The sequence below is a fragment of the Tateyamaria sp. GN1-10 genome (assembly GCF_055693845.1).
This window is the reverse complement of the sequence record NZ_JBVFUR010000004.1, coordinates 204697-221882: the sequence shown is the minus strand read 5'-3', so window position 1 is coordinate 221882 and position 17186 is coordinate 204697. Positions and strand designations below refer to the sequence as shown.

15 protein-coding genes are annotated in these 17186 nt (G+C 59.8%); all 15 read left to right on the top strand.

Translation table 11 applies throughout. From position 1 onward, the window contains the following. Positions 1 to 130: 130 nt before the first annotated feature. On the top strand, positions 131 to 817 hold the full coding sequence (locus ACZ1HN_RS02920; RefSeq protein ID WP_299202856.1) for a response regulator transcription factor: 687 nt from the start codon (positions 131 to 133) through the stop codon (positions 815 to 817). Between the two features lie 23 nt (positions 818 to 840). After that, a complete protein-coding gene (locus ACZ1HN_RS02915; protein WP_472726425.1) occupies positions 841 to 1104 on the top strand; it encodes a hypothetical protein in 264 nt (87 codons plus the stop codon). Positions 1105 to 1213: 109 nt separating this feature from the next. Continuing rightward, entirely contained in the window at positions 1214 to 2785 is a 1572-nt protein-coding gene (locus tag ACZ1HN_RS02910; protein WP_472726424.1) for an acyl CoA:acetate/3-ketoacid CoA transferase, read from the top strand. Further along, positions 2782 to 3549, top strand: coding sequence for an enoyl-CoA hydratase/isomerase family protein (locus ACZ1HN_RS02905; RefSeq protein ID WP_472726423.1), 768 nt, complete (start codon positions 2782 to 2784; stop codon positions 3547 to 3549). Before ACZ1HN_RS02910 ends, ACZ1HN_RS02905 begins: the two co-directional genes overlap by 4 nt. After that, positions 3539 to 5074, top strand: a complete 1536-nt coding sequence (locus ACZ1HN_RS02900) for an aldehyde dehydrogenase family protein (protein WP_472726422.1) — start codon at positions 3539 to 3541, stop codon at positions 5072 to 5074. Before ACZ1HN_RS02905 ends, ACZ1HN_RS02900 begins: the two co-directional genes overlap by 11 nt. 36 nt (positions 5075 to 5110) lie before the next feature. Further along, complete coding sequence (locus ACZ1HN_RS02895) at positions 5111 to 6370, top strand: ABC transporter substrate-binding protein (protein WP_472726421.1); 1260 nt, start codon at positions 5111 to 5113, stop codon at positions 6368 to 6370. Positions 6371 to 6461: 91 nt separating this feature from the next. Then, positions 6462 to 7355 (top strand): carbohydrate ABC transporter permease, encoded by an 894-nt coding sequence (locus ACZ1HN_RS02890; RefSeq protein ID WP_189367462.1) that lies wholly within the window; start codon positions 6462 to 6464, stop codon positions 7353 to 7355. Next, positions 7355 to 8236 carry a carbohydrate ABC transporter permease gene (locus ACZ1HN_RS02885; RefSeq protein ID WP_472726420.1) on the top strand — a complete coding sequence of 294 codons (882 nt, stop codon included), beginning with the start codon at positions 7355 to 7357 and terminating at the stop codon, positions 8234 to 8236. The genes ACZ1HN_RS02890 and ACZ1HN_RS02885 overlap by 1 nt, the downstream gene beginning before the upstream one ends. 5 nt (positions 8237 to 8241) lie before the next feature. After that, entirely contained in the window at positions 8242 to 9354 is a 1113-nt protein-coding gene (locus tag ACZ1HN_RS02880) for an ABC transporter ATP-binding protein (RefSeq protein WP_472726419.1), read from the top strand. After that, the gene (locus ACZ1HN_RS02875) at positions 9354 to 10847 is read left to right on the top strand and encodes a GMC oxidoreductase (protein ID WP_472726418.1); all 1494 of its coding nucleotides are present in this window, start codon (positions 9354 to 9356) and stop codon (positions 10845 to 10847) included. Before ACZ1HN_RS02880 ends, ACZ1HN_RS02875 begins: the two co-directional genes overlap by 1 nt. Further along, positions 10844 to 12439, top strand: coding sequence for a GMC family oxidoreductase (locus ACZ1HN_RS02870; protein WP_472726417.1), 1596 nt, complete (start codon positions 10844 to 10846; stop codon positions 12437 to 12439). Before ACZ1HN_RS02875 ends, ACZ1HN_RS02870 begins: the two co-directional genes overlap by 4 nt. After that, positions 12436 to 12744: a Dabb family protein gene (locus ACZ1HN_RS02865; protein WP_472726416.1), complete on the top strand. Its 309-nt coding sequence runs from the start codon at positions 12436 to 12438 to the stop codon at positions 12742 to 12744. The genes ACZ1HN_RS02870 and ACZ1HN_RS02865 overlap by 4 nt, the downstream gene beginning before the upstream one ends. 36 nt (positions 12745 to 12780) lie before the next feature. Beyond that, positions 12781 to 13785: a LacI family DNA-binding transcriptional regulator gene (locus ACZ1HN_RS02860; protein ID WP_472726415.1), complete on the top strand. Its 1005-nt coding sequence runs from the start codon at positions 12781 to 12783 to the stop codon at positions 13783 to 13785. Between the two features lie 92 nt (positions 13786 to 13877). Beyond that, positions 13878 to 15044 carry a Gfo/Idh/MocA family protein gene (locus ACZ1HN_RS02855; protein ID WP_472726414.1) on the top strand — a complete coding sequence of 389 codons (1167 nt, stop codon included), beginning with the start codon at positions 13878 to 13880 and terminating at the stop codon, positions 15042 to 15044. Positions 15045 to 15063: 19 nt separating this feature from the next. After that, a complete protein-coding gene (locus tag ACZ1HN_RS02850; protein WP_472726413.1) occupies positions 15064 to 17154 on the top strand; it encodes an FAD-binding protein in 2091 nt (696 codons plus the stop codon). Positions 17155 to 17186: the final 32 nt, after the last annotated feature.

The following is a 17186-nucleotide window of genomic DNA, read 5'->3' as shown; positions in this document are numbered from 1 at the left end:
TAAGCAAATCGCACGAGAATTGAAACATTTGCCCGTTCACCGACACATGGGCGTGAAACAAAAGGCCCATAACTTGCTGAAACAGCGAAGGCAGCGCATTTATCATTCAACTTCAAGGGAGACGAGGCCCATGGCGCAACTTAAAAAAATTCTGCTGGTCGACGACGATGAGGACCTGCGCGAGGCGCTCAGCGAACAGCTGATCATGACCGAAGATTTCGACGTGTTCGAAGCGGGTAACGGTCAGGACGCATTGGTTAAAGCCAAGGAAGCGATCTACGACCTCGTGATCCTTGATGTCGGCCTGCCCGACACCGACGGTCGCGAACTGTGCCGGGTCATGCGCAAGCAGGGGGTCAAGTCGCCCATTCTGATGCTTACTGGTCACGACACCGATGCTGACACGATCCTTGGCCTTGATGCAGGCGCCAACGACTATGTCAGCAAGCCCTTCAAATTTCCCGTCCTTCTGGCCCGCATCCGCGCCCAGCTGCGCCAGCACGAACAGTCTGAAGACGCCGTGTTCACCCTTGGGCCGTACACGTTCAAGCCGTCGGTGAAGATGCTGATCACCGAGGATGACCGCAAAATCCGCCTGACGGAGAAAGAAACGAACATCCTTAAGTTCCTCTACCGTTCGACCGAGGGCGTGGTAGCACGCGATGTGCTGCTGCACGAGGTTTGGGGGTACAACGCAGGCGTCACGACCCATACGCTCGAGACGCATATCTACCGTCTACGCCAGAAAATTGAACCAGATCCGTCCAATGCCCGCCTTCTTGTGACCGAATCCGGTGGGTATCGGTTGATCGCCTGAGATTGATTTGGGTCAAGGCAGACATGTTTGCCATGGCCCAGATTGAAGGCACGAAAGCCCGCACATGCCGGGGCCGCCACGCGGCAAAGCATGTACCTCCCTGTTGGACTTGCCCGGGCCTGAGTGCCCGGGTTTTTTTGGAACTGCGGTGCGGTTCTAAAGACGATGATGTGATCCAACCCAAGCGAATCGATCACGATGTCACTGGTCGCTTGAGCATGCCCTTCATCTTGGATGAAGCGCGGCGCAAGGCCGTTGAAGTGAAAAACCCAGCATTCATCCCGTGATTTGAACATCTTGCCGGGTCAGGGATTAACTCTTGCCAAAATTGGAACGTTCCAGTAATCATATATGGAACGTTCCAAAAGCGATAAGCTCGGCGTGGGGGAGGATACTATGAAGAAGGTCGTGCCAGCTGCCGAAGCCGCGCGTCAGATTCCGGACGGGGCCGTGCTGTCGGTATCTTCTTCTTCGACGTTGGGGTGTCCGGACGCGATGCTCAAGGCAATTGGCGAACGGTTCACAACCGAAGGGCACCCACGCAACATCACTTCACTGCATCCGATTGCGGCCGGGGATGTGTATGGCGTCAAAGGCATGGATCATCTTGCCAAAGACGGTTTGCTTGCCCGCGTATTGGCCGGGTCCTATCCGTCCGGTCCATCCAGTGTCGAAATGCCAGAGATCTGGAAGATGATCGTCGAGGATCGCGTTGCCGCCTACAATGTTCCGTCCGGCATCATGTTCGACATGCATCGTGAGGCGGCGGCGCATCGTCCCGGTGTCTTGACCAAAGTGGGGCTTGAAACCTTCGTGGACCCAAATCTTCAGGGTTGTGCGATGAACGACAAGGGCGCCGCAGCGCCCATCGTCAACCGAGTGGCGTTCAACGGTGAAACCTGGCTGCATTTCCCGAATGTCATACCGAATGTGGCCATCATTCGGGCCACCACGGCGGATGAGCGCGGCAATCTTACCTACGAACACGAAGGCGCCTATCTGGGCGGCCTGGAGCAGGCGATTTGCGTGCGTAACAACGGTGGCGTGGTCATTGCGCAGGTCAAACGCGTAACCGCCAATGGCAGCCTTCGGCCCCATGATGTGCGGGTTCCCGGCCATCTCGTGGACTACGTGGTTGTCGATGCGGATCAGAAGCAAACCACTGAAACAGCCTATGATCCGGCAATTTCGGGAGAGATCATGCGGCCCTGGGACAGTTTCTCGCTGGCGAACCATGGCATTGAAAAAGTGATCGCTCGCCGCGCAGCAATGGAACTGCGTCGTGGGATGACAGCCAATCTTGGGTTCGGGATCAGCGCCATGGTGCCCCGTGTCCTGCTTGAGGAAGGGCATCCAGACGCGGTGACATGGGCCATTGAGCAGGGCGCCGTCGGGGGTGTGCCATTGACCGGATTTGCCTTTGGATGCGCGTCGAACGCGGATGCTTTCGTGCCCTCCCCGCAGCAATTCATCTACTTTCAGGGGGCCGGTTTTGACATGTCGTTCCTGTCATTTCTTGAGGTCGACGTGGAAGGCAACGTCAACGTCTCGAAGCTTGGCAAGAAACCCTATCTGACGGCTGGATGCGGTGGATTTGTGGACATCACTGCCCGGGCTAAAAACATTGTGTTCTCCGGGTGGTTCGAGGCGGGGGCAAAGGTCAAGCTGCTCGATGACAAGATCGAAATCGCGGAACCCGGCAAGTTCACCAAGATGGTGGACGAGGTTGAGCATGTGACCTTCTCGGGAAAGCGCGCGCGCGAACAGGGGCAGAACGTGCTTTATGTTACCGAACGCTGTGTGATCGCGCTGACCGGGAACGGTCTGGTTGCCACCGAAATCATGCCGGGTGTGGACCCGGCAGAGCATATCGTCGGGCCTTCGCAAGGCCGTGTGCAAGTGGCGGAGAATGCCAAGATCATGCCGAAGGCACTGCTTGCCGACGCTCCAATGGGCCTCGCACTATGAGTGAGGTTGTTTGCACATATCATCGGGACACGGCCGTTCTGACGCTGTCCAACGAGGCGAAGCTGAACGCGTTCACAACGGCAATGCTGAGATCGCTTGAAGCACATCTCATTGAAATTGAACACCGCCCCGACATTCGGGCTGTCATTGTGACCGGTGCGGGACCGAAAGCGTTTTGTTGTGGTGCAGACATCGCTGAATGGGGCGGACTTGGCCCGGCCGAGTTTGCGCGGCATTGGGTCCGGGACGGACACCGCATCTTTGACATGCTGGCACGGCTGTCCAAGCCGACGATCGGGGCCATCAACGGCCATGCGTTTGGCGGTGGTTTGGAACTGGCCGCCTGCTGTGATGTGCGCGTGATTTCTGCTCAAGCGACGCTTGGACTTCCCGAAGGCAAGGTCGGCATTGTGCCGGGTTGGTCCGGCACACAGCGCCTTGTGCGGCTTCTTTCTGAGCCGGTTGTAAAAGAGATGGCGATATTCGGGCGGCGCATCACCGCGGAACGCGCGCACATGCTCGGATTTGCGGTGGATGTGACCGACGATGCGCTAACCACGGCAAAAGACATTGCTGCATCCTTGAGCGCCCTATCGCCACGCGCAAATGAATTGACCAAGGCAATGATCCACGGTGCCGTGGGCGAAGATCGGGGCGCCGCAATCGAGGTGCTTGGCAGCGCGGCAGCTGCCGCCAGCGCCGACCGTGATGAAGGCGTGCAGGCTTTCCTTGAAAAGCGCACAGCCAGTTTCGATGGATCTTGAGACGATGAATGACCTGACGATCAATAAGGCGATTGACCACGCACTGCCTTCTGCCTTTGCCGGGCGTCATCTGATCGATGGCAAATGGGTTGAAAGCACCGAGACATTCGACCGAGTGTCGCCGTCGCATGGCACCGTTGTCAGTGTATCAGCCAAGGGCGACGCGGTGGTTACGGAGCAGGCCATTATCGCCGCGCGGCGCGCCTATGATGCGGGGGTTTGGAGCCGCATCTCGGGCAAGGAACGTGCGACCGTTCTGCTTCGGGTCGCAGACCTGATCGAGGCCAATGTTGAACGCATCGCCGTGCAGGAGACATTGGAGAGTGGCAAACCGATTTCCCAGGCGCGTGGCGAAGTGGGCGGTGCGGCAGACCTATGGCGCTATGCTGCATCCCTTGCGCGGACCACGCACGGGGACAGTCACAACACGCTTGGCGCGGACATGCTGGGTGTTGTCGTCAAAGAACCAATTGGCGTGGTGTCCATCATCACGCCGTGGAACTTCCCGTTCTGGATCCTGTCCCAGAAGCTGCCTTTCGCTTTGGCCGCTGGCTGCACGGTGGTGGTCAAACCGTCCGAGATGACGCCGTCTTCGACCGTGATGATGGGCGAACTGCTGGTGGAAGCTGGCTTGCCTGCGGGCGTTTGCAACATCGTCCTGGGCTACGGTGAGCCGGTTGGCAGTCTGATGTCGACCCATTCTAACGTCGATATGGTGACCTTCACCGGCTCAACGGCAGTGGGCAAGCTGATCACACAAAGCGCGTCCGCGACGCTGAAAAAAGTCGCGCTGGAACTGGGCGGCAAGAACCCGCAGGTGATCTTTCCCGACGCCGATCTGGAAAGCGCGGCCGATGCCGTAACCTTCGGCGTCTATTTCAACGTCGGGCAGTGCTGCAATTCGTCCAGCCGCATCATCGTGCACGAGGATATCGCGGATGCGTTTGTGGCCCGCGTGGTTGCGCTGTCCAAACAGGTGAAGTTTGGCGACCCTCTTGATCCGTCCACGCAAGTCGGTGCCATAGTTACGCCCGAACACAACGCCAAGATTGACGGATATGTGCAAGCCGCCATTGCCGCCGGTGCCAAGCTGGAACTGGGCGGGGGTGCTCTGTCCGTCGATGGGCTTGGCCGACAATTCTATCAGCCGACCATCATCAGCGGTGTGACACCTGACATGGCGATTGCGCGGGAAGAGGTCTTTGGCCCGGTCTTATCGGTCTTGACGTTCCGCACACTGGGCGAGGCCATCGCGCTGACGAATGACAGCAACTATGGCCTCTCTGCTGGAGTCTGGAGCGAAAACGTCCACACCTGTCTGGAGTTTGCACGCCGCGCCGAAGCGGGTACGGTTTGGACCAACACCTGGATGGACGGATACCCAGAACTGGCCTTTGGCGGCATGAAGCAATCGGGGCAGGGACGCGAGATTGGCCGCTATGGCTTTGATGAATTTCTCGAGGTGAAATCAATGGTCATGCGCATCGGACGCAGCCGGGCACCTTGGGTCGAGACGTGCGCATAGCGTGCGTCACTGCAAACGCAAAATGGGAGGAAACCAATGCGTTCTTTTTTGAAGACTAAAACAGCAATCGCGCTGGCGCTGACGGTCAGCGCCGGTGCCGCTCATGCAGATGGACACGGCGGTGTCGAGGTGTTGCACTGGTGGACATCGGGCGGTGAGGCCGCAGCGCTAAACGTTCTGAAGGAAGACCTGGAAGGTCAGGGCGTCGGCTGGACCGATATGCCAGTTGCAGGCGGCGGTGGCGAACAGGCGATGACTGTTCTGCGCGCACGCGTCACTGCTGGCAATGCACCGACAGCCGTTCAGGGCCTTGGCTTTGACATTCTCGACTGGGCAAACCAGGGCGCTCTGGCGAACCTCAATGATGTTGCCGCGGCAGAAGGGTGGGACGACGTGATCCCAGCCGCCCTGCAGCCATTCGCCAAAGTCGACGGCAAGTGGGTTTCGGCCCCCGTGAACGTACACTCGACCAACTGGGTCTGGGCCAACAAGGCCGTGCTGGACGCCAATGGCATCGCTGTTCCAACCACGTGGGAAGAGTTCACAGCGGCTCTGGATACGCTCAAGGCAGCAGGCGTGACGCCGGTCGCGCACGGCGGGCAGGCCTGGCAGGATGCAACCGTCTTCGACGCTGTGGCAATGTCCGTGCTTGGGCCTGATGGCTACCAGGCCGCGTTCATCGACCTTGATGAAAGCGTTCTGGGTGGCGACGGCATGAAAGAGGCGTTCGACCGTATGGCCGTGATCCGCGAAAACGTGGACGAGAATTTCTCGGGCCGTGACTGGAACCTCGCAACCGCAATGGTCATCAATGGCGAGGCCGGTTTCCAGATGATGGGCGACTGGGCCAAAGGTGAATTCCTGAACGCGGGCAAGGTGCCGGGTCAGGACTTCCTGTGCTTCCGCTTCCCCGGCACGTCTGATCAGGTCACGTTCAACGCGGACCAGTTTATGATGTTCGACCAAGGCGGTGCCGTTTCCCCGGAACAGGCCAAGCTCGCCACGGCGATCCTGTCGCCCTCGTTCCAATCCGCCTTCAACGTGGTGAAAGGGTCGGTTCCCGCACGCACCGACGTGTCGAACGAGGCGTTTGACGATTGCGGCAAGAAAGGCATGGCCGATCTGGCTGCCGCCGCATCTTCGGGCAACCTCTTTGGTTCCATGGCCCACGGCCATGCCAACCCTGCGTCGGTGAAGAACGCGATCTACGACGTGGTCACGGCGCATTTCAACGGCGAGTACGACAGCGAAACCGCTGTTGTTGAACTTGTCGACGCGGTGTCGATCGCCAAATGATCCTCCCTTGGTGGGGCGGTGGCACGATGCCGTCGCCCCGTCACTTTGGATACAAAACAAACCAATGACTTCTGGGTGAGGAGGGCGCGTCATGGCACAGGCTGCCAACGCGGATTTCAAGACACGGCTACAGACATGGTTGCCCAAGCTGGTGCTTTCACCATCGCTGGCCATGGTCCTGATCTTTGTCTACGGGTTCATCGCGTTCTCGGTCTATCTGTCCTTTACCGACAGTCGGCTTCTGCCGTCCTTCGGTTGGGTCGGATGGGAGAATTACTCCAAGCTCTGGCGCCTCAGCCATTGGGAAACATCGATCACCAACATGGGCATCTTTGCCCTGCTCTATATCGGCATCTGCACGGTCCTTGGGCTCAGCCTTGCGATCTTCCTCGATCAGAAAATCCGGGCCGAAGGGTTCATTCGCACCGTGTACCTCTATCCGATGGCGCTCAGCTTCATCGTGACAGGCACGGCGTGGAAATGGTTTCTCGATCCCGGCATCGGGCTTGAGAATGTCATGCAAAGCTGGGGTTGGACCAGCTTTGAGTTCGATTGGATCAAGAACCGGGATTTCGCCATCTACACCGTGGTTCTTGCCGCCGTCTGGCAGACAAGCGGGTTTGTCATGGCCATGTTCCTTGCGGGTCTGCGCGGGATCGACAACGAAATCCTCAAGGCGGCGCAGATGGATGGCGCCTCGAATTGGAACTTGTATCGCCGGATCATCATTCCACAATTGCGGCCCGCGTTCCTGTCGGCCTTCGTGATCCTCAGCCACCTCGCCATCAAGACGTTTGACCTTGTCATCGCTTTAACCGGCGGTGGCCCCGGGCGGGCAACCGAATTGCCCGCGACCTTCATGTATTCCTACACGTTCTCACGGAACCAGATGGGGATCGGCGCGGCCTCGGCCACGATCATGCTGATGACCATTGCCGCCATCATGATCCCATACCTCTACGCCGAATTGCGGGAGAAGAAGTGATGGCGCACGCAACCCAAGATACCGCCATCCGCACCGGGCGCGCTGTGCGCATGCTGATCTACCTCGTGCTGGTTCTTTTCGCGCTGTTCTACATGCTGCCGCTTTATGTGATGCTGGTGAACTCAGTGAAACCGCTGGAAGAGATCACTGGCGGCGGCATGATGAACCTGCCACAGGTCTGGACGCTCGCGCCGTGGGCCAAGGCATGGTCCTCGGCGCAGATCGGGGTCGAGCCGACGGGCCTGTCCCCCTATTTCTGGAATTCGATCAAGATGGTTGTGCCCGCCGTTGCCATCTCGACCATTCTGGGTGCGCTCAATGGCTATGTTCTGACCAAATGGCGGTTTCGGGGCGACACGATCTTGTTTGGCCTGATGCTCTTTGCCTGTTTCATCCCGTTCCAGATCGTTCTGATCCCCATGGCGCGGATGCTGGGCCTGATGGGGTTGGCCGGAACAACATGGGGTCTTGTGCTGGTCCACGTGGTCTACGGGATCGGGTTCACGACGCTCTACTTCCGCAACTACTACGCCGTCTTCCCGACCGAACTGGTGCGCGCTGCGCAGATCGACGGGGCGGGGTTTTTCCAGATTTTCTGGCGTATTCTTCTGCCCTCGTCAGGCCCCATCGCGGTGGTGTCGATCATCTGGCAGTTCACCAATATCTGGAACGACTTCCTCTTTGGCGCGTCCTTTGCTGGCGCTGACAGCCAGCCCATGACGGTTGCGCTTAACAATCTGGTGCAGGCCAGCCACGGGGTGAAGGAATACAACGTTCACTTCGCCGGTGCGATCCTGGCCGCGCTTCCCACTCTCCTCGTCTACATCGTCGCGGGCCGCTATTTCGTGCGCGGTCTGATGGCTGGCTCCGTCAAAGGATAAGACCCATGGGCTTTCTCGATATCGACAACACAACCAAGTCCTATGGCGCGGTCGAAGTTCTGCACAACGTGGACATCTCGATCGAAGAGGGCGAGTTTCTTGTCCTCGTCGGCCCGTCGGGCTGTGGGAAATCCACGCTTCTGAATATGATCGCGGGTCTGGAAGAGATCAGCAGCGGTGAAATCCGGATCAAGGATCGGGTGATGAACGGGGTCCACCCGTCCAAGCGCAACATCGCAATGGTGTTCCAGTCCTACGCGCTCTACCCGAACATGACGGTTGGACAGAACATCACCTTCGGGCTGGAAATGCACGGCACACCCAAGCCCGAGCGTGAGAAGGCGATGAAGGAGGTTGCCAGCCTCTTGCAGATCGAACAACTGCTTGACCGCAAACCGGGTGCCCTGTCCGGCGGGCAGCGGCAACGGGTTGCCATGGGCCGCGCATTGGTGCGCGATCCGGATGTGTTTCTGTTCGATGAACCGCTGTCCAACCTCGATGCGAAACTGCGCGTCGACATGCGGACAGAGATCAAGAAACTCCACCAGAAGCTGGGCACCACCATCGTCTACGTGACCCATGACCAGATCGAGGCGATGACGCTATCGACACGCATTGCCGTGATGAATGGCGGCTATGTCCAGCAACTTGGTACGCCGCAGGATATCTACGACACGCCCGCGAACATCTTTGTGGCGACTTTCATGGGGTCGCCGGCAATGAACGTCGTACCGGCACGGGTCGCGGTCGAAAACGGCAAGCCCATGGCGCGCGTTGCGTTGCATGACGGGACCGAAACCGCCCTGCCGTTCAGCCAGAACAACATGGCGGATTGGGATGGGAAAGACATCCTTCTGGGCATCCGGCCTGAAACGATCACGGATGAGGATGCCGCAGACCGCAAATCCTCGAACATCGCGCATATGACCAACCGGATCGTTGTGACGGAACCCGCTGGCTCCGACACCTTCGTGACGATGACGATGGGCAGCAAGGATGTGATTGCGCGTATGCGCTCCGATGCCGAGGTACATCCGGGCGCGGATTTCACCTTTGCTGTGAACATGGAAAAAGCGGTCGCCTTTGATCCCGCGACCGAGGCGCGCATCGCACCTTGATGCAGCCGGACGTCATCATAATCGGCTCGGGCATGGGCGGAGCGACACTGGCTGCGGTGCTTGCTCCCACGGGCCGCCGCATCCTGATCCTTGAACGGGGTGACCACCTGCGCCCGTCGCCACGGGACCGTGACGCGCAGGCGATTTTCGGGGATGGCGTTTTTCGCCCGGACGAGGTTTGGCTGGATGGCAAAGACCAACCGTTCAACCCCGGCAACTACTACAATGTCGGCGGCAATTCGAAATTCTACGGTGCCGTGCTGATCCGATACCGGGCCGAGGATTTTGGTGTTGTGCACCATGCAGGCGGCGCAACACCCGGTTGGCCGATCAGCTATGATGAGCTTGAACCCGACTACCAGGCGGCCGAACAGTTTTATGCCGTGCGGGGGACATTGGGCGACGACCCGACAGAGCCGCCCCACTCCGGCACTTACCCGCATAAACCGGTGCCGGATGAGGACGACATCGCCGATCTGCGCGCCCGGTTGAAACAGGTTGGATTGACACCCAGCCATCTCCCGCTGGGCGTCGATATCGACCGCTGGCTGGCGGCGGGTCAGACCACGTGGGATGCCTATCCCGACACCTGCGGCGGCAAGATGGACGCGGAAACTTGCGGGCTGTCCACCGCACTAGCACATGACAACGTTCAGATACGCACCGGATGCAGTGCAACGGCCCTGATTGCCGACCAGGACGGCCAAGTGACAGGCGTCACCTGCGAGGTGGATGGAGGCACCGAAACGCTGACAGCACCGATCATCGTGCTGGCTGCTGGCGCAGTACAGACGGCGGCACTGCTGCTCGCCTCGGCCAATGACAACTGCCCAACGGGCCTTGCCAACCGCTCTGATCAGGTGGGGCGAAACTTCATGAACCACAATTGCAGCGCCGTGCTGGCCCTGCATCCGTTCCGGCGGAACCGGGCGGTGTACCAGAAAACGCTGATGGTGAATGACTACTACCTGGACAGTGACGGCGACGGTCCTCTTGGCAACATCCAGTTGCTTGGCAAAATCACCGGCCCCATCCTTGCGGCCAATGCACGCCTGCCGCGCTGGCTGGCCCACCAGATCGCCGCGCGCAGTTTCGATTTCTACGCCATGTCCGAGGACCTGCCGAACCCGGACAGCCGGGTGACGCTCAAGAACGGGAAGATCAAGCTTGATTGGCAACGGTCGAACTGGGCCGGGCACGAACTTTTGGTGAAAAAGCTCACGGCCAAACTGAAACAGGCAGGGTTTCCCATCATAATGTCGCGGCCCTTCGACCGGCGTACCCCATCACACCAGTGTGGCACGGCACGCATGGGGACCGACCCGGCGGCAAGCGTCGTGGACACGTTCTGCCGCAGCCACGACCACAAGAACCTGTTTATCGTCGATGCCTCGGTTCTGCCGACATCCGCGGCGGTGAACCCCGCATTGACCATCGCGGCGCTCGCCCACCGGGCCGGGCGGCACATTGCCCAGACGGAGTTTGCGGCATGACAGCCAAGGGCTACGATTTCATTGTCATCGGCGGCGGATCGGCGGGGTCGGTGATTGCGGCGCGGCTGTCAGAACACCCTGATGCGCGTGTCTTGCTGCTCGAAGCTGGCGGCAGCGACCGCCACCCGTTTTTTCACCTGCCCGCTGGCTTTGCCAAGATGACCAAGGGCATCGGATCATGGGGGTGGTCGACCACGCCGCAGCGATCCATGCAGGACAAGGTGTTCAACTATACCCAGGCCAAGGTCATTGGCGGCGGTTCGGCCATCAACGCGCAAATCTACACGCGCGGTGCGGCGCAAGATTATGATGAGTGGCGGCAAATGGGGTGCGAGGGGTGGAGCTATGACGAAGTTCTACCCTACTTCAAAAAATCCGAGGACAACGACACTTACAATGGGGAGTATCACGGCCAGGGCGGCCCACTGGGCGTCTCCATGCCAGCCGCACCGCTGCCAATCTGTGACGCGTTCATTGAAGCGGCCGGGCAACTGGGCATCCCCAAGACCACCGACGTAAACGGGGCCAAGCAGGACGGGGCAGGCTACTATCAGCTGACACAGCGCAATGCGCGCCGATCCTCGGCTGCGATGGCGTTTCTGACCCCCGCCAGATCGCGGCCCAACCTGACCATTCAGATGCAGGCTCAGGTCCGCCGCATCACGGTCGAAAACGGGCGCGCCACTGGGGTCGAGATGGCGGACGGCACCAAGGTGACGGCGGACCGCGAAGTGATCCTGTCCTCGGGTGCCATCGGATCACCCCGCCTCTTGCAGCTTTCGGGTATCGGTCCGGCGGATCATCTGCACGGGCTTGGCATCGACGTGGTGCTTGACCAGCCGGGGGTCGGCGCGAACCTTCAGGATCACCTTGATCTCTATGCGATTTGCGAGGTGACTGGTCCACACACATATGATCGCTTTGCCAAGCTGCACCTGAGCGCGCTGGCAGGGCTGCAATACCTGTTCACGCGCAAGGGGCCGGTTGCCTCCAGCCTCTTTGAAACCGGCGGCTTCTGGTATGCGGATGAAAACGCGCGTTCGCCCGATATCCAGATGCATCTCGGGCTTGGTACGGGGATCGAGGCCGGGGTCGAAGCCATGCCAAACGGCGGTGTGACCCTCAACGCCTGCCATTTACGTCCGCGCTCTCGCGGCAGCGTCAGGCTGCAAAGCGGCAATCCCGCCGATATGCCCCTGATCGACCCGAACTATCTGTCAGACCCCTATGATCGCGAAATGTCGATCCGGGGCCTGAAGCTGGTACAGAACATTCTGGCGCAGGACGCTCTGAAACCTTTCATCATGGCCGAACGTTTGCCGGGGCGAGATGTGCAGACGGATGAGGACTACTTCAACTTTATCTGCGTGCATTCCAAAACATCACACCACTGCGCGGGCACCTGCCGCATGGGCAATGATGCCGATGCCGTGCTGGACCCACGCCTGCGGTTCAATGGGATCGAAGGGCTGCGTGTGGCCGATGCCTCGGTCATGCCTAGGGTCAACTCCTCCAACACCAACGCTCCATCCATCATGATCGGTGAAAAGGCCGCTGACATGATCAAGCAAGATCAGGGACTCATGCAATGATCCGTCACATCGTACTCACCAAGTTCAAGCCGGACACGCCCGAAGACAAGATTGCCGGTATCTATGCGGGCCTGTCTGCATTGGCGGACAAACTGCCCGGCGCACAGGACTTCACCGGCGGGCGGTCCGAAAGCCCGGAACAGATCGAACGCGGCTACATGCATGGCTTCGTGATTGATTTTGACGGTTGGGAGGCGCTGCAAACCTATGCCGACAATGACGAACACAAGGTACTTGGCGGGCAACTGGTTGAAAATGCCGTGGGCGGGGTCGACGGCATCCTTGTGCTCGACCTTGATGTCTGAGACCAGCAAAGGCTGACAACGAAGGGACGCCTGTAGATGGGTCAAAGACCAACCATACTGGATGTTGCCAAGCGGGCGGGCGTATCGAAATCGACCGTCAGCCTTGTCCTGCAAGGCAACAAGACGGTCAAGGAATCGACCCGGCAGGCGGTGCGGCAGGCGATGGCCGACATCGGCTATGTCTACAATCGTTCGGCTGCAACCTTGCGCTCGTCCTCGTCCGGGCTGATCGGTCTGGTGATCAACGACCTGCGCAACCCGTTCTTCACGGAATTCGCGGCCCTGTTTCAGATGGAACTGGCTAAGAACGGGTTTGCGACCGTGCTTGCCAACTCGGACGAAGACCCGGACCTGCAGACGCGCATGATCTCTTCGCTGGTTGAACATGGTGTGTCCGGCTTCATCGTCTCGCCCAGCTATGGCGCTGAACAAGACGCTCTCGCCGTCCTTGAAGCGTCCAATACCCCCACGCTGCAGGTGTTCCGCGCGCTCGATGCAGGCGACAGGAAATTCCCCTTCGTCGCACCGGACTATGAAAAGGGCGGGCGCCTCGCGACCGAGCATTTACTCGAGATGGGATGCAAGCGCATCGCGTTTCTGGGTGGTCTTGAAGGCCGCCCCGTAACCGAAGAACGCATGAGCGGGTACCTCGCGGTCTTGTCCGAGGCCGGGATGGAACCGGTAGTCCTGACCGGGCAGGCGACGCGATCCTTCGGCAAATCCATGGCCGCCGACCTGCAAGCCAATCACCCGGATGTCGATGGCGTCCTGTGTTTCAACGACCTTGTGGCGCTGGGCGTGCTGGCGGCTTGTCCTGAACTTGGCGTGCGCGTCGGCACCGACCTGCGTGTCGTGGGTTTTGACGATATCGAAGATTGCCGCGACAGCTATCCGTCCCTCACCTCGGTCAGCTGCAACATCCCCGACTTCGCAAAATCAACGGCCGCGCAAATCCTCGGCTGGATCAAGAATGGCAAACGCCCTGCGCTCACAGCCCGCAGCCCGGTCCAACTGATCAAAAGGGCATCCAGCGGAACCTGATTGAAACGCGCCCGATAGTGCGCGGGCCCCGAAACACGCTGCGCCAAAATGATGGAACGTTCCAAGCGTCAGCAACACAGAAGGAGAAGCACATGACGGAAGTAAAAGTCGCAGTTCTGGGCGCGTCTGGCTGGATGGGCAAGGTTCACACCATGGCCTACCAGACCTTTCCGCATTTCTTCGGAGACGGCGATGGCACGGCCCGCGTCACAGCCTTGGTCGAGGCCAACGCCGACGCAGCCAAGGATTTGGCCTTTCGTGCCCCGGGCGCCAAGATCCTGACCAACTGGCAAGAGGCGGTCAACGATCCCGACATCGACCTGATCGACATCTGCTTGCCTGACAACCTGCACTATGACGTGGCCAAGGCGGCCCTTCTGGCCGGCAAGCACGTCTATTGTGAAAAGCCTCTGGCCGACACCGCCAAAGAGGCCCGCGAACTCGCGGACATAGCTCGCGAAAAGGGCCTGATCACGCGTGTCGGTCATTCCTTCCCCCGCAACCCGATCCATGACCGCGCCAAAGACATCATCGAGGCGGGTGAGATTGGCGAGATCAAGCTGTTCAAGGGCAGCCAGCACGTGGACATCTATGCCGACCCGCTCTCCCCTTACATGTGGCGCGCCAATGGTGACCTTGCTCCAACCGGTATCATCGGCGACACCGGCAGCCACGTGTTCAGCTTTATGGATTTTCTGGTCGGGCGCGTCTCATCGCTGATCGCCGACAGCTACATTACCGCCCCGAAGCGACCCAAGATCGAAGGGGTGGACTTTGGTGGCGCAGTTCCAGAGATCACGGACCAGACCGAGTGGGGTGATGTTACCAACCCGGATGGCACAAACCTGCTTTGTACTTTTGAGAACGGCGCAAAGGGCGTCGTCGATTTCAGTCGCGTCGCCACTGGCCGCAAGTTCATGCAAACATATGAAATCTACGGCACGAAGGGCAGCCTCGCTTACACGTTCGACGAGGTCAATCGCCTGCGGTTCTATTCCAACGATGACCCCACCGGACGGCGGGGTTTCCGTGAGATCGACGTGGGCCCGGAACACCCGACCTATGGCGCGTTCCTGCCGCTCCCAAACTTCGCGCTGGGCTATAACGAGGGCAAGATCATCGAAGTGGCCGAACTCATCCGATCCATTGTCTCGAAACAACCCATGTGGCCAACCTTCGAGACGGGCCACCACATCTGCCAGATCGTAGACGCCTGCATGGACTCCGCGCGTCTGAAACGATGGGTCGACATCGACTAACCCCAAAGGACCCGGATGAATGAGCCTTTCTGTTCCCCAGCACATTCTTGATGCGCTCACGGACGTGGTCATGCCGCGTTTGCCGGCAGAACCCGCGCCGGACCGGCACGTAACAGCCTCGGGCTACGACATCCCTGTGTTTGCCTGTGGCGCCGTCGTGATCGGCAGCGGCGCGGCAGGCCTGCGTGCCGCGGTCGAGATGAAGCGCCGCGACGTGGATGTCGCGGTCATCAGCCAAAGCGCATGGGGTGGAACGTCGGCGTGTTCCGGGTCGGACAAGCAAACGTTGCACACCGCCAACACCAAGGATCAGGGCGACAATTTCCAGGCCATGGCCGCCGCCATCCGGGCAGGCGGCGCTATGGACGAAGACACCGCATATATCGAAGCCGTCGGCTCGATCCGGGCCATGGCGTCACTGCAATATCTCGGTCTGCCGCTGCCGCAGGACGATCTTGGTGGCACACTCCGGTATCAGACCGACCATGACGAGGTTGGGCGCGCCACCTCCTGCGGGCCGCGCACCTCCCGGCTCATGGTCAAGGTGCTGGCCGAAGAGGCGATCCGCCTTGGCGTCCCACTGTTCAACCACACCACCGCCTTGAAGGTGCTGACCGACGGGCAGGGGGATCAGACGCAAGTCACGGGTGTGCTGACGATCCGGCCCAAGGCACGCAACGATGCCAACCCGCTTGGCCTCGCGCTGTTCCAATGCGCGGCGCTTGTCTTTGCGGCAGGTGGTCCGGGTGAGCTCTATCGCGACAGCGTGTTTCCCAACGGGTGTTTCGGCACGCTTGGGCTCGCTCTGGAAACCGGGCTTGAACTGGTCAACATCACGGAAAGCCAATTTGGCATCGGCACCCGCCGCGAAGGATTCCCATGGAACCTGTCCGGCACCTACGTACAGGTGATCCCGCATATCTATTCCGTGGATGACACCGGGGCCGAACACCACTTTCTCGCCGACTACTATCGCACCACACGGGAAATGGCCTCGAACATCTTTCGCAAGGGCTATCAATGGCCCTTCCACGCCAGTCGGATGCTCGATTTCCAGTCCAGCCTCGTGGACCTTGCGATCTTCACCGAAAGCCAAAAGGGGCGGCGGGTCTTTATGGACTTCAACCGCAATCCGCTGCCGGTGCTGGGGGATCAGGGCTTTGATCTTGAACGGCTGGACGACGACGTGCGCACGTATCTTTCAAATGCCGGTGCCTCGCACGACCTGCCGATCGATCGGCTGCGCCAAATGAACCCGCTCGCGATTGAGCTCTACAAACGCTACAAGGTCGACATCACCTCTGACCCGCTGGAATTTGCGGTCAACAATCAGCACATGAACGGTGGTATCGCCGTCGATACATGGGGGCGGACCAACATCGCCGGGATTTACGCGGTGGGCGAAGCGTCGGGTACCCATGGCGCGACCCGGCCCGGCGGGTCAGCTTTGAATGCGGGGCAGGTGTTTGGCACCCGCGTGGCGGAACACGTCGCTGCCAGTCGCAAAGCGCATATGCCCACACAGACTGCGCCTAAAGTTGACCACGCCATCGACGAAATACATGCCGTCCTCAAAACGGACAGCCCGCACACCATCCGTGACATCCGCACTGACATCCAAGCCCGGATGAGCGATCACGCGGGCATTCTCTGCACCGCCAAAGACGTGACATCGGCGCGTTCAGAGGCGCGGCAATTGAACGATGCCATCCGCCGGAACGGTATCGCCTATACGCGCGAAAACGAAATTGGCCGCGCCCTGCAATGGCAGCAAATGGCGCTCGCGTCCGAGGCGGTGCTGTCCGCGCTTGATCACTACATCTCGAACGGCGGGGGCAGCCGCGGTGCACGGGCCATCTGCGATCCGGAAGGCACTGCCTTGCCAGAGGCCCGAACAGGTCCACTGCCACATGTCAGGTTCCGCCCGGAACGTGACGAAGATATGCGTGAGCAAATCCTCGTGCGGCTCGACGGCACAGAAATCGTGATCTCGACCCGGCCCAACCGCGCTTTTGACCCCAATGCGAAATCCTTTTTCGAACGGGATTGGCCTGCCTGGCTCACCGGCGACATTTACGATCTGTCTGGGGAAAGTGATCAAACGCGCTGAGGTCGGGACGACTGCATGCAGTCAGTGTCGGG